Source organism: Chryseobacterium sp. GP-SGM7, from assembly GCF_049166575.1.
Classification (GTDB): Bacteria; Bacteroidota; Bacteroidia; order Flavobacteriales; family Weeksellaceae; genus Chryseobacterium.
This window is the reverse complement of the sequence record NZ_JBMHFF010000003.1, coordinates 112,532-126,774: the sequence shown is the minus strand read 5'-3', so window position 1 is coordinate 126,774 and position 14,243 is coordinate 112,532. Positions and strand designations below refer to the sequence as shown.

Sequence of the window (14,243 nt, the reverse complement as noted above, 5' to 3'; positions counted from 1 at the left end):
ATTTATCTATTCTATTGAGTTAAAAAGCCCGAAGCCCTTCCTAGGCTTTTAGCACCAAAACGGTCTTTCATTTTGTCCATTGCCTGATATAATGAGATAAGCTCTTCGGTGTCTTCAAAAAGATCCATCTGATGGCTTCCGTGTACCAGCCCTGTAAACCTGACTCCGACAAGACGAATCCTCATCCTTCTCGTATATATTTTCTTAAAAAGCTCAAGGACATATTTTAGCAAGGTATGGTCTGCTGAGGTATACGGAACTTTGCATTGCTTGGTTTCCGTATCAAAGTTGGCGTAGCGTATCCGGACAGAAACCGTTGAGGTAAGCCATTTCTCGTGTCTCAGCTGGTAACAAAGCTGTTCCACCATTCCGGAAAGAATGCTTCTGATATTTTGAACATCGATGGTATCTTCAGCAAAAGTAGTTTCAGTAGATATAGACTTTCGTTCAGAATATTGAATCACAGGATTTAAATCGATACCATTGGCTTTCTTCCAAAGTTCAGTTCCATTCTTGCCAATTAATTCCTGAAGGACATCAATAGGCATCTTGGATAAAGTCTCAATTTTCCTTACGCCCAACCTTGAGAGCAGTTCAAAAGTCACATCGCCCACCATCGGAATCTTTCGGACGGATAACGGATTTAAAAAAGGCTGGATTGCTATAGGTTTCAATTCTAATTTTCCGCTAGGCTTGGCTTCCCCGGTTCCGATCTTTGAAACGGTTTTATTGGTTGACAATGCAAAACTGATGGGAAGGCCTGTATTTTTTATCACAGCTTTCGCAATTTCTGTTGTCCACTGATAGCATCCGAAAAATTGGTCCATTCCTGATAGATCCAGGTAAAATTCATCGACGCTGGCTTTTTCCATCACCGGAACTTTTTCCTGGATAACTTCGGTCACCTGGTGGGACATTTTGGAATAATATTCCATATCCCCCTTGATAACCTTGGCTTCAGGGCATAAACGCAAAGCCATTCTCAGAGGCATTGCAGAACGAACCCCAAATTTCCTGGCCTCATAGGAACAGGATGCCACCACGCCACGATCCCCGCCGCCTATGATGACAGGCTGATTCTCCAGTACAGAGTCTCTCAGCCGTTCACAGGAGACAAAGAAAGTATCCAGGTCCATATGTGCAATTGCTCGTTCCATTTGACAAAATTATTACGATTTGTAGCAAAAAATTGTATATTTGTTGCTATAATTTATAGCAATGTCAATTTTATCAGAAAACATGCGGTATTTAAGAGGTAAGCTCAATCTGTCACAACAGAAGGTTGCTGATGATCTCTTAATTACCAGAGGCAGATACGGTAAATATGAAGATGATGCCGCAGCACCGCCCCTTGATCTCCTGGTTAAAATCTCAAAATATTATAATGTCAGTATCGATTTACTTCTGACCATCAACGTCAGCAGATATTCGATTGACGAGATAATGGAACTTCCGGATAACAGGATTGTTCTGCCTATTAGGGTTGATCAGGACGGCAATGATCAGATTGAAATTATCCCTCAAAAGGCTTCGATGGGCTACCTGAACGGTTACGGTGATCCAGAATATATCGAAGGACTCGAGACGATATCGTTACCTTTCTTAAAAGGAGGAAAGTTTAGGGCTTTTCCTGCAGATGGAGATTCCATGCCACCCTATAAAAACGGAACATACATCGTTGGTAAATACGTTGAGAATCTTTCTGATCTGAAAACGGACAGGACTTATATTTTCATTACCACCAATGATGGAATCAGTTACAAAAGATTTCAGTTTCATGAAGCAGACAGTATATGGGTTAAGTCGGATAATCAATTTTATGAGCCCTATAAAATTCCATTACCTGAAATTAAGGAGATTTGGGAATTTGCCTGCGGTATAAATACCATCGAATATGGAGCTGATGAATTTGCAGAACGCAATATTCAAAATTTCATTTCAGAGATCAAGACTGATATCAAACATATCAAAGAAAAAATGGGAGATAAGAATTGATTCATTTGAATGAAACTTAAAAATAAGTTTCTTAAAATTACTTCATAAAAAAACTTCCCCGAAGGGAAGCAAAAACACAATGAAAAAACGGGATGTAAACGGTATAAATCAAATATAAATATTTAACAGAAATCTACAATGAGTCAATTGAGTTTATTTGATACAGAAGAATTTTATGAGTTTCCAAAAGACCTTCTGGAATATAAAGAGAACTTTATAAATAGAGAAGAAGCTGATGAACTTAAAGATATTCTTCTGAAAGCTACACCTTGGGAACAGCGGACTCAGAAAATGTATGACAAAACCGTTGTCACGCCTCGGCTTACTGCTTGGTATGGAGGGAACGATAGCTCTTACGATTTAGATGGAAATGTTTCTGGTACTAATCCATGGACTCCAGAACTTTACGCTTTAAAAGAAAGAATTGAAAAAGAATTCGGATACAAGTTCAATGGAGTACTCCTTAATCTTTACCGTAATAATAATGATTCCGTAGCATGGCACAGAGACAAAGAAAGCCGATATGGTAAGCGACCTGTAATAGCATCTATCAGCCTTGGTCAAATCAGAAACTTTGATTTTAGGAAAAAGACCATCATCAAAGCAAATATAGCCTTGCACTCCCTCATGGTTCATTGCTTATCATGAAAGGTGATTTGCAGGAAAACTGGGAACATCGTATTGCTAAATCCAATATCCCAATGAAAGAAAGGATAAATTTGACATTTAGACTTATATATGATAAAAATGTATAACCTGACTTTAATAATCTAATAATTTTTTCCTTTCATAACAATTCTTATAATATTCCTGCTCAAAAATTTGATAAAATCGTTGATGGTATTTTTTGTATCTTGATTTGATGTCGCTAAATAGTTTTTATTCCAATTAGATACAGCATTTCTCAATCTTATTAAAATCTCTATTTTTGAATCTTGCTGATTTATTCCTTCTGACAATGTAGAGAAATGCAATCCCCACAATATATAAACGTTTTTATCGAAATATTCGGTAATAGAGTTCTGTATAAAATAATGGTTTTCCAAAAATGTTTTTTTGAAAAGGTTACTATAGAATATTTTAGCAGATTCTCTTGCAGAATAATTACTGATGTTCCATAAAGTACCTATGTAAGCTCTTGCACCATTAGCGATAAAATTTGTTTTTATGTCTGAGTTTGACCAGCACGTATTGTTGTAAATTAGAGGCGAATGATTATCACAAAATGTGCTAAACATTGCTTGATAGTGAAAGTTTTTACAGATTATTGCACACGAATTAGGTATATTCTTAATAATAGTTTTGGAAATAAATTTTCGGTCCTCCGAGTTAGATATTGCTTCAAGCATATCGGAAAAAACGTAATGCGGATAGTTAAGATCTTTCAACTCTTTAGATCTCCAAATACGATTATTAAATTTACGTGGAAGATATTTAAGCATAACTTTAATGAGTTCTTTACCTTTTTCGGGCATTACACTTAAAACTTCGTCATATTCTACAATGTGTTTGTTGCCGTCACGGTCTGTAAAATACTTTTTAAGTCTAGCACCTTTAACTGGTCCTCCATGACTACAAAAGTGAAGTACTGAAAAAGGTAGAGTTTGCACAGCATAATCTATATTTGCAGAGGTTGCTTCTTCGTCCAACAAGTCAAAAACTAAATAATTGGCTTTTTCAAAATTTTGAATGACATATTGTGTTTCTTCATTTGAAAATAATTTTGGTGAAAATACTAATGAAGAATATAGTTTTTCATTTTCCTCAAAATAAATATTATTAAATATAAAAAAATCCGGATCAAGATATAGATGGACGTGCGATATTGGAACGATATTGTCGAAAATAAGAGAATAAGGTATTCCTACGGTAAAAAATGTGATAAATGGATAATCTAAATTTATGTCAGATATACCAGATATGATTATTTTTTTTAAATCTTCAATAGAGTTTTGATTATTTTCCAATTTCCATTTCTCAATGTATTGATTTACTTCATTTTGTTCTATTTTTGGTGCATCGATAATTTTCACATTTGCTCCTATAGAACTTGCATAATTTACAGCTAGAATTCCTGATACATCAAAATGATTCTCAACAACTATAAGACCATATTCGTTCTCTTCTGTACTAATGTTTTCAGAAGAGATAGCATAGTTATCAATTTCTAACCTCATGTTATTTTTATGCGCGTAATGAAGATTTGTGAGAATATTTTCTGTTGTGCACTTTAGCACTTCTTTTTCTGACGCAATACCTAAGAGATAATTTTCAACATCCTTTTCGTCTTCTATTTCAATGATATCAAAGTTTTCAGGAAAATGGAGGTAAGATTTCTGATCATCAGTTAAACCAATTAATATAATTGTTTCACAGTGTTTCATTTTGCTAATACAATTATTAACTCTAATATTAAAAATTCGTGACCTTGACCTGCTTATTTGATTTTCATCAATTACATTTGAATCAATATCGTCATCTTCAGTAGAAACTTTTAAAAATTGAAAGGATGGAATATATTTTCCAGAAAAGATATAACTGGAAACTAATGCTCCTAATAAGAAAGCATCATCATTAATAATACAACAAAACTTGTAATCAAGATCAGGAGCCATAGTTTTTAAATATAAAGTTAAAAGATATATAAAAAATAAATAAGAAATTATTTTCTCTGTTTTATTCATAATATAACCTCCGAAACACTACATTTTATATCTTTACAAAAAACATAAATATGAAAACATTAAAAATCTACAGCATCGTAGCAACATTAGTTATTTTAGGACTTTCAGTCTGGGTTTATTCAACTAAAAAAGAATTAAAAGAAACGGAAGAAGTTCTTGATCAATGTTCTGATAGGTACTATCAAGAAATTAATAAATAAAAAAAATCCTAACTAAATGTTAGGATTTTTTTGCTCTTCTATTATTAAACTGCTTTAATTCTTCTTCATTAAGAATTTTTTGCTCAATAATCTCATAATTTTTTATAACATTGCCCATAGAATCGAATTCTACTGTATCATTTTTGCGAGTATTTACTTTTAATTTTAAAAAAAGAAGATCATTCTGCAAAATATTGTTAGGTAATATTTCGCGAGACGAATTTAAGCCTAAAGCTTTTGCTAACAAATTTAGTTTTCTGATGTTATAGCGTGTATTAGAACTGTAATTCTCTACTTTACCTACATATCCATCTGCATAACCCATTCTTTGTGATAACTCAACTTGAGAAATATAGGGAATATTCTTGCCTCTATACTCCCGAACTTTATCTATTACATATAAATCAATTTCAGAAATTATAATCTCGACAATTTTCCCATCCTTCATTTTAGATTTTTTAAGCAATTACTTAAAAAATTGAATCTTGCACACATCCATATTTGGAAGTGTTGAATAATTTGTATATATTTGCTATAATTACATTTTAAATGTAATTTTGCGATACTTCAAAGAATAATAGAAGCTATTGCTTAGAATCTTGTACTAGAAAACTGGTAATTTTTAAACACACAAGATGATAAGTATTAAGCTCACGACCTAGGCGTGGGCTCTCTTATCTGTGTGTAAGGTATACCAGTACCCCTAGTTCGGATAATGTAGAGTACCCACGCCGTCTTTTTTCAATGCTGTTCGCTTTATCTCTACATTATAACAATCTAAGCCCGCTTACTAAATAGTATCAGATTATACGATACAATAGGAGGGTACAACCTATTGAGGCTTTAAAAAGCTCACTTGGGACACAGATTTCATTCATATTAAATTCTTTCCGGTGCCTTGCGGTCACTGCTTGCAGAGCCTCACCAGTCCTTTTTCATACCAAAGGGCATCAGGAAAGTTTTATCCATCGATGAATCTATCACATTAATTACAAAATAAAAAAACAAAAAAGCCCCTTCCCATAAAGTTTGACGACATAGGGAAAGAGCAGATTAGTAATTAATTTAACGATTAAAAACTTTTACAAATCTATGAAAAATTCCTATTATCATATAGGAGGCATTTTCTTCGGCCTTATGCTAACCACTGTCAGCATCAATTCAAAAGCCCAAACACGCAGCATTTCCGGTACCGTCACCTCATCTAATAAACCATTGTCGGGAGTTATTATCTCCCAAGAGGGGAGTGATCAGGTCACGATGACCGCTAATAACGGAACCTACACGATAAAGGTTTCAGCTGAAAATCCCATCCTATTATTCAGACACCCTGATTATGCAGAAGAAAGATTTACCATCACTAATCAGAGCGTCGTTAATATCAGTTTAGAACAAAAAGTAAAGGGAATCGAAGAAGTTATTCTCAACGCCGGCTACTACAAGGTTAAAGACAGAGAAAGCACCGGCAGTATTGCCAAAGTGTCAGCAAAAGATATAGAAAATCAACCGGTAGGAAATGTTTTATCGGCAGTGCAGGGAAGAATGCCGGGGGTTTCCATTACTCAGAATTCAGGTACTGCTGGAGGGGGGTATGACATTCAGATAAGGGGACGCAACAGTTTAAGGACACTACAGAATAGCGGAACAGATGGTAATCAACCATTATATGTTATTGACGGAGTTCCTATTGGTAGCGCAATAACTTCTAATTATTCAGCAACCGTTATTCCCTTTAAAAGTATTAATCCACTAAATAATATCAATCCCAATGATATCGAGAGTATTGAAGTGCTGAAAGACGCTGATGCAACCGCCATCTATGGCTCCAGGGGAGCGAACGGCGTTATTTTGGTGACAACAAAAAAGGGAAGGAAGGGAAGTTTATCGGTATTATTAAATGCTAATTACGGCATTAGCAGAGTTGCCAGCCAAATGGAAATGATGGACACGGAACAATACCTCACTATGAGGAGGCAGGCTTATAATAATGCAGGAGTGACGACATATCCTGTTACAGCTTATGATGTCAATGGAAAGTGGAATCAAAATAGGTATACGGATTGGCAAAAAGAGCTGATTGGAAATTGGGCAGATTTGCGAACGGTTCAAATTAGTGTAAGTGGAGGTGGGGAAAGAAGCAGCTTTTTGATAAGTGCACAAAACAGTGAACAGACCACCGTCTTTCCTGCTGATTTTGGTTACAAAACTAATTTATTGAACTCTAACTTTATGTATCAGTCTGAGGACAGAAAATTTAATTTGACTAGCTCTAACTCATTTGCTGCATTATCTAATAATGTCGTACAGTCCGATTTAACCAATCAGTCTCTAAATTTAAGTCCGGTCGCGCCTGCCTTATACGATGCATTTGGAAATTTAAACTGGGAAGACAATACTTTTACAAATCCTTTGGCGAGCCTATACGGAAGTTATAAGAATAAAACCTATCAGTTTAATCAAAATCTAAATTTAGGATATGAGTTTATTGAAGGGCTTTCTTTGAAACTAAATGCAGGAATAAATTATCAAACTCTCGAAGAATATCTTCTTAAGCCTCACACGATGTCAAATCCATCATTTGGTAGAACGTCAAATGATTCATCAACATCGAGAAGTAAGAATGATATTTTCACGTACATCGTCGAGCCTCAGGCTAATTATTTGAAATCTTGGGGGCAGCATGAGTTGAATGTTTTAATCGGGTCTTCATTTCAGCAGACTGTCAATAAAAGTACATCCATGGTCGGAGTAGGTTTTGCCAGTAATGCTCTAATGCAGAATCTTTCGGCTGCTACAATTAAAACTTTTCCGCAGGATAGCAGAAATGAATATCGGTATGCATCTTTGTTCGGAAGGGTCAATTATCAATATAAGAATAGGTATATTCTTAACCTGACTGCACGCCGTGATGGATCGAGCAGGTTCGGAGAGAATAACCGCTTTGCCAACTTTGGAGCTGTAGGTGCAGCGTGGCTTTTTAGCAGGGAATCTTTTCTTAAAGAAAATAAATGGCTGAGTTTTGGAAAATTGAGAGCAAGCATCGGAACAACAGGAAGCGACTTTATAGGAGATTATCAATATCTTGATTCGTACACTGTCAGTGGAAGTCCGTATAATGGTAATATTGGACTCTACCCTTCACGCTTATACAATCCTAATTTCAGTTGGGAGAAAACAACCAAATTTGAAGCAGGCCTTGAACTTGGATTCTTGAAAGATCGAATAAGTTTAACAACAGCTTACTATCGTAATAGATCAACTAACCAGCTTGTAGGCGTCCCTCTGCCGGGCACGACAGGTTTCACTTCGATACAGGCAAATCTGGACGCAACTGTACAGAATACCGGGTGGGAATTTCAATTAAATGCATCTCCGATAAAATCTTCTGATTGGAAATGGCAGACGTCATTTAATATTAGCATCCCTGATACAAAGCTAATGTCTTTTCCAGATTTGGAAGGTTCCACCTATGCCAATAGTTATGTGGTGGGAATGCCAACTAATATTGTTAAGCTATATAATTACGAAGGTATTAATCCGCAGACGGGGCAATATGTCTTCACAGATTACAATAGAGATGGCAAGATCACAAGTCCGGATGACGCACAAGCAATCAGGGAACTGGGAACGAAATATTTTGGAGGATGGCAGAATGATGTGAAGTTTAAAAATATAAGCTTTTCATTTCTGTTTCAGTTTGTAAAACAAAACAATTGGAACTATTATAGAAATATGGCGAATCCGGGAACGTTGATTAATATGCCTGTCGAGTTTATCAATGTATGGTCACCTGATAATTTAGAGGGCGTAATTATGCCGTATGATCCTGGAACAACTGCATTAAACAACACACTGACTAATAATCTGAGAAATAGTACTGCTACTGTAAGTGACGCCTCATTTATCAGGTTGAAGAATGTACAGGTTAATTATGCAATTCCTTTAAAGAGCAATGTTGTCAAAGAAGCTATATTTTATGTGCAGGGGCAGAATCTGTGGACGCTCACCAAATATTTCGGACTTGATCCAGAGTTTGTGCTTGCAGGCTATCTTCCGCCACTAAAAACTTATTCTTTTGGTGTTCAATTAAAATTTTAAATCCATGAAAAATTATAAATTAACTTATATGTATTTGTTATCCATCTGTATTTTTTTACTGATAGCATGTGAAAAAATGATTGAAGTGGATGAGCCTATCAATCAGATTACAAAAGAACAGGTTTTTGCTGATGTCAATACCGCGAATGCTGCGTTGGATAATCTCTATATGGAAATGCAAGCGAATTCTATGCTTTCAGGCGGAAACAAAGGATTAGGTGCCTTACTGGGAACCTATGCAGATGACCTAGATGCATATTTTCAGCCTTCGTCCATCGATAACTTAAATATATACTTCAATCAGGTAGTTGCATCCAATTCTGTAATATTATCTGTATGGAACAACGCCTATAAGGAAATCTATACTGCTAATGCTATCATAGAAGGTCTTGATGCATCCGATAACATCACCGAAAAGGATAGGAGAAGAATAAAAGGAGAAGCGCTGGCAATTAGAACTATAGTTTATTTTCAGCTGCAAAGAATTTATGGCTCGGTTCCGTACACAACTACTACGGATTATGAAATTAACAGGAAGTTACCAAAGGTGCCTTCGTCGGAATTACTTATAAAACTTCAGTCAGATATTGCTTTAGCTGTTGGGCTTTTGGAAGATGCTTATCGAAATTCTGAGCGTATATATTTCAATAAAAAAGCGGCACAGCTTGTTCAGGCCAATATCTTTTTGGAAGCTGAAAAGTGGGGGGATGCAGAGCTGGTATGCAAAGAAATTATTTCAAACCCGCTTTACGCAATCCAACAGGACGTTTCAAAAGTATTTAAAAAAAGTAGTTCAAATATCCTTTGGCAGCTCAAGCCATTGAACGCTAATCAGTCTGTGTTGGAAACGGGAATCTTTTATTTCTCTGCAGCGCCCCCGCCGGCGTATGCCTTGAGTCAAAATCTGGTCAGTTCGTTTGAAAATACTGATAAAAGAAAAGCAAATTGGATAACAGCAATTCATGGTTCAGGAAATACTTTTTTTAGAAATAGCAAATACAAGAATAATTTGACCAATCCCGATGAATATTCTGTAATTATCAGGGTTGAAGAAGTGTATTTTGTTCTGTCGGAAGCATTAGCGAAACAAAATAGAATGTTAGAAGCAGCGCCCTTTGTCAATGCAATTAGAAATAGGTCGGACGTATCCGGCATCGCAGGAACTTTAACGAAAGAAGCTTTTTTGGAAGAATTGTTGAAAGAAAAAAGACGAGAATTTTTTGCTGAACAGGGGCTTCGTTTCTTTGATTTGAAACGTAATAATCAATTACAGTCTCTTTCTACAGTAAAACCTAATTGGCAACAATATTTTAAAGTATGGCCTATTCCTCAAAATGAACTGATTCTAAATCCGAACCTAAATCCACAAAACGATGGCTATTAGAAGTGGAACCGGATACTTATGCTTCTTTGTAGTGTGTAGTGCTTTGTTATATTCACAGCATCAGGTATCGAAAATTCCTCCCGATTTTCAGAATAAACTTTACCAGATTACTTCTCAACAAATTGCTAATAACGGCCATTGGGCAGCTTTCAAGAAAATGTATGAGCATAGTAACGACACATTGGTTGTGGTTGATGCGAAAAAGCGTAATAAAGTGTTGTTCGAGCAATGGGGAGTCGGGAAGTTTTACTTCGCCTCAAATAGTTCGATTTTATATCAAAAAAATAATGATGTTGTCAGGTATGATATTGGAGCTAAGAAAGAAAAAAATTACAAAGAAATAAAGCAATGGTCTTTCCTAGAGAATCAGAAAAAATTTATTTTGTTTCAGAAATTGTCTCAACAAAACGATGTATTGGTTCTTGACGAGAATGGTATTGAAGAGGAAAGATTTCGAAATGTAACACTACTCAATATTGTTGATCAGTCCGCTGTAATTGTATCTAACAACAATAAAGAGTTTTTCGTATTGTATTATGGAAATTTGGGGAAAAAGTTATTGTTCAATCACGATAAAAAAATTACTGGAATTTTAACTATTTCTGAAAAAGGTATTCTGTTTACAGAAGAATCTTCAGGATCAAAACAAGTGTTAATTTGTTATTACGACTTGGAAAACAAACAAGTTAAGAGGCTGTCGGATTATTGGTCTGAAAAAATTAGTGAAGCCAAGGCGCTATCTATCGACGAGTCAAATCGTATTGTAATAAATGCGTGGGTTGAAAAAGACAGTTCAAAACAACTTGTAGATATATGGTATGGTAATGCTAATGACCTGAGAACTAAATTTTATGACAAGAAGAAGATGGATATTGTTTGGGATCTTTCTGCTAATTCTGTTAATGAACTTCGCAATGAGAAATGTACAAGCTATCTCAATCTGAGAAATAACAGTAGCCATATAATCTGTTTTGATGAATTTGTTAATGAAGACTTTACAGGACGCGAGAAGACTTATCCGGTTTTTAAATACGCTTTAGGAAAAGGAACATATACTAATATAGGAGAAATCGGCAGTTTCAAAACGATGGATAGGAGGGGAGAATATCTATTATCCCGAGTTTTAGGAAAGTGGATTCTTATTGATGTAGAGACTTCAGAGAGTAAAGAATTACCGGATTTTAAATCTTCAAAACCAATCTTTTCTAAAGATTCGGATGCAATTCTATTTGAAGAACTAGGAGGTATAGCGATTTATAATATAAAAGATAACAAGGTTGAAAGAATAAATTTCGGACCTAATTCTCAAGTTGAGGTTGTTAATTCAAATAAAGAGAACATCGGCGGAAATGTATTGTTCTATAGGAACTGGATTGATCTGCAAAAATCAATTATTGTGAACCTAATGTATCCTGATTATTCAACTGGAATTGCTATGATTAGTAAAGGAAAAGTGACTTATATTGAGAAAAAGACATCCCACCGTATAAGCACAATTAAATGGAGTACTGATTTTTCTAAAGTTTGTTATGTTGCAGAAGACTTTAATCTACCGCCACAATTAAAAAGTTTCGGTAAAAAAAGTAATGTTATTTACGACAGTAATAAGAGCGATAAAGATTCTCCAAATATTCGGTCTCAACTATACAGTTACAAGACAAATGAAGGAAAAAATCTTCAGGGAGTTTTATTATACCCACTAGCTTTTAATGCAAACAAAAAATATCCCATGATTGTAAATATATATGAGAATCAAAGCAAATTGCGTAACAAGTTTTTAACGGATGGATTTTCAGGAACTACAGATGCATTCAATGAGAGATACTACCTTAAAAGGGGATACTTTGTTTTTTTGCCTGACATTATATATAGTGAAAAAGGGACAGGTTATTCAGCTTATGAATCAGTAGAACTGGGAATGGATGCTTTAAAAAATAATATGGCTATAGATTTTGATAATGTTGCCCTCATTGGCTTCTCACATGGTGGTTATGAAACTAATTTTATTGCAACCCAATCAAATAGATTTAAAACATATCTTGCAGGTGGGGGAAACAGCGATTTAATCAGATCCTACTTTTCCTATAACTATAATTTTTACAGTCCTTTTTATTTTCAGTATGAAAATGGACAATATCGAATGCCTTCATCGTTCTTCGAAGATAAGCAGCTCTATATAAATAATAGTCCTGTCTATTTTGCAGAACAAGTTACAGCTCCAATGTTACTGTGGGCAGGAATGAAAGACCAGAATATTTTCTGGGAGCAGACCATGGAATTTTATTTAGCCTTGAAAAGAAATAATAAAAAGGTTACAGCTTTGTTTTATCCTAATGAAGCACATGGATTTCAGAAAACTGAATCTAAAGTCGATATTTTTACAAAAGTCAGCGATTGGCTTGATTATTACCTCAAAGGATTGGGAGTAGATTGGATCGATCGTATGAATAAGAAATAATAATTGTTAACAATTAAAGAAGGGATGCACGCCGTGCATCCCTTCTTTTTTTAATTAAAATATAGATTGTTGACGCAAGTGCTGCCAACTTTCTCATATACCGGTTCTGATCCCATTCCGAGATTAACCGTACAGATTACTGAACCTGTATCTTGACACTCAATTCCGGCGTCTTGACATTGTTCAGGCTGATCTTCTCTAATTACGTGACCTGGTCTTAAGGCTTGTTTGGCATCTTTTGACAGGTTTGTTGCAAAAGCGCTTCCAGCTCCGATTAGTAGGATTGCAATTGGAAGCAGTGATGTTTTAATCGTTTTCATTGCTTAAATATTTATGATGGTTGCCTACTCTTAATCAGGTTTTCGGCTTCCCCTGTTTAAACTGATCGGTCAACGTCTGCGCAATACGGTACTTCACAATTTTTTTTCCTATAAGAACATATAGATAATTTTTGTACACTAAGAGTTGATGCACTTTCTCTTTTTCAGGATTAGGTAAATAAATGCTGCCCCAATATTCGCTTTCATTCATATTATAAACATCAATAACATTGTTTTTTTTCCAAAGAGAAGCTGTTTCTAGTTTGCTCATTAAATTTGACTGGGTAAAAATAATCCCCTTATAAACTGTCATATTTTGATTAGCTGGTAGAGCAGGAACTGCTATTTTCTTTGTTCCGTTGCTTAAGGTTTTAACTTCCGGAACTTTTGATATACTATGGTCAATAGTTTTTTGTTCGCTGAGTAACTGTAAACTTTTGTCAAACTGTAGGATTTTACTCTGGTAATAGTAGAAATAATAGATCATCTCATTATTCCGATCATACAACAGCTGACCGTCGGTATCGAAAACTCCGTCTTTTTTCTTTTGGAGCGCATCTCGGCTTAAGATTAGATATTCAAAAGGTCGAAAAGATAATAAACCTAAGACATTCTGATTATTCTGTATCTTTCTGTTATTATCATTATTCTGAGTTCTGATAACCAGTTGATAATCATTAATAGGCTTTATTTGATCGAAGAATGCATATTGATAACTGAAAGTTTTTGCCTTGCCTTTTGGATCACTAACAAGTCCTTTAAAAATAATAGGAATTGTTCCGTCATATAAATAAAATGATTGATCAGCAACAGCGATTTTTGGAGCTCTAAATCTTAAATCTTTATCGGGATTTAAGTAAGTTGTTCTGGTTGCTTTTAAATCTTCATCAATCTTAGTGAGCAGAAATGGAGAAGTTGTATTTCCCAGATAAATAGTGTCCTTAAATACTCCGGCAATATAATAGGAGTTTACTTTTAAGTCATATGATTGGTCTTCTTTTATAGTGTGTTGAGGAAATCTTCGGATAAAGTTATTCTCTTTTTTGATAATGTGCTCCGATGTTAAAAAAAGTAATATCATAATTCCTGAAGATAAAACTGTAA

The 14,243-nt window shown here is 35.0% G+C and carries 10 protein-coding genes and 1 pseudogene; 6 read left to right on the top strand and 5 right to left on the bottom strand.

The genetic code is table 11. The features are described 5' to 3' along the window. Positions 1-11: 11 nt before the first annotated feature. The gene (gene dinB / locus ACOOWA_RS12955) at positions 12-1,157 is read right to left on the bottom strand and encodes a DNA polymerase IV (protein ID WP_421375768.1); all 1,146 of its coding nucleotides are present in this window, start codon (positions 1,155-1,157) and stop codon (positions 12-14) included. 61 nt (positions 1,158-1,218) lie between these two features. On the opposite strand from dinB, the gene ACOOWA_RS12950 reads away from it, so the two are divergent. After that, entirely contained in the window at positions 1,219-1,995 is a 777-nt protein-coding gene (locus ACOOWA_RS12950; RefSeq protein WP_421375767.1) for an XRE family transcriptional regulator, read from the top strand. Between the two features lie 138 nt (positions 1,996-2,133). After that, positions 2,134-2,750, top strand: a pseudogene (locus ACOOWA_RS12945) (alpha-ketoglutarate-dependent dioxygenase AlkB family protein). A 15-nt stretch (positions 2,751-2,765) separates the two neighbouring features. On the opposite strand, the gene ACOOWA_RS12940 reads toward ACOOWA_RS12945, so the two are convergent. Further along, positions 2,766-4,610, bottom strand: coding sequence for a hypothetical protein (locus ACOOWA_RS12940; RefSeq protein ID WP_421375766.1), 1,845 nt, complete (start codon positions 4,608-4,610; stop codon positions 2,766-2,768). Positions 4,611-4,729: 119 nt separating this feature from the next. Between ACOOWA_RS12940 and ACOOWA_RS12935 the strand changes: the two genes are divergently transcribed. Then, positions 4,730-4,879: a hypothetical protein gene (locus ACOOWA_RS12935; RefSeq protein ID WP_421375764.1), complete on the top strand. Its 150-nt coding sequence runs from the start codon at positions 4,730-4,732 to the stop codon at positions 4,877-4,879. Positions 4,880-4,898: 19 nt separating this feature from the next. Here the strand turns inward: ACOOWA_RS12935 and ACOOWA_RS12930 are convergent, their stop codons facing one another. Beyond that, the gene (locus tag ACOOWA_RS12930) at positions 4,899-5,327 is read right to left on the bottom strand and encodes a transcriptional regulator (RefSeq protein WP_421375762.1); all 429 of its coding nucleotides are present in this window, start codon (positions 5,325-5,327) and stop codon (positions 4,899-4,901) included. Between the two features lie 644 nt (positions 5,328-5,971). Between ACOOWA_RS12930 and ACOOWA_RS12925 the strand changes: the two genes are divergently transcribed. Genes ACOOWA_RS12925 through ACOOWA_RS12915 form a run of 3 tightly spaced genes read left to right on the top strand, consistent with a single transcriptional unit; the run spans position 5,972 to position 12,819 of the window. Next, positions 5,972-8,977: a SusC/RagA family TonB-linked outer membrane protein gene (locus ACOOWA_RS12925; RefSeq protein WP_421375760.1), complete on the top strand. Its 3,006-nt coding sequence runs from the start codon at positions 5,972-5,974 to the stop codon at positions 8,975-8,977. A 4-nt stretch (positions 8,978-8,981) separates the two neighbouring features. Next, a complete protein-coding gene (locus ACOOWA_RS12920; RefSeq protein ID WP_421375758.1) occupies positions 8,982-10,361 on the top strand; it encodes a RagB/SusD family nutrient uptake outer membrane protein in 1,380 nt (459 codons plus the stop codon). Beyond that, entirely contained in the window at positions 10,351-12,819 is a 2,469-nt protein-coding gene (locus ACOOWA_RS12915; RefSeq protein WP_421375756.1) for an alpha/beta hydrolase family protein, read from the top strand. The genes ACOOWA_RS12920 and ACOOWA_RS12915 overlap by 11 nt, the downstream gene beginning before the upstream one ends. 50 nt (positions 12,820-12,869) lie before the next feature. On the opposite strand, the gene ACOOWA_RS12910 is transcribed toward ACOOWA_RS12915, so the two are convergent. Both ACOOWA_RS12910 and ACOOWA_RS12905 read right to left on the bottom strand, forming a co-directional pair. After that, complete coding sequence (locus ACOOWA_RS12910; RefSeq protein WP_421375754.1) at positions 12,870-13,139, bottom strand: DUF6520 family protein; 270 nt, start codon at positions 13,137-13,139, stop codon at positions 12,870-12,872. A 34-nt stretch (positions 13,140-13,173) separates the two neighbouring features. Then, entirely contained in the window at positions 13,174-14,220 is a 1,047-nt protein-coding gene (locus ACOOWA_RS12905; protein ID WP_421376381.1) for a hypothetical protein, read from the bottom strand. Between the last annotated feature and the right edge of the window lie 23 nt (positions 14,221-14,243).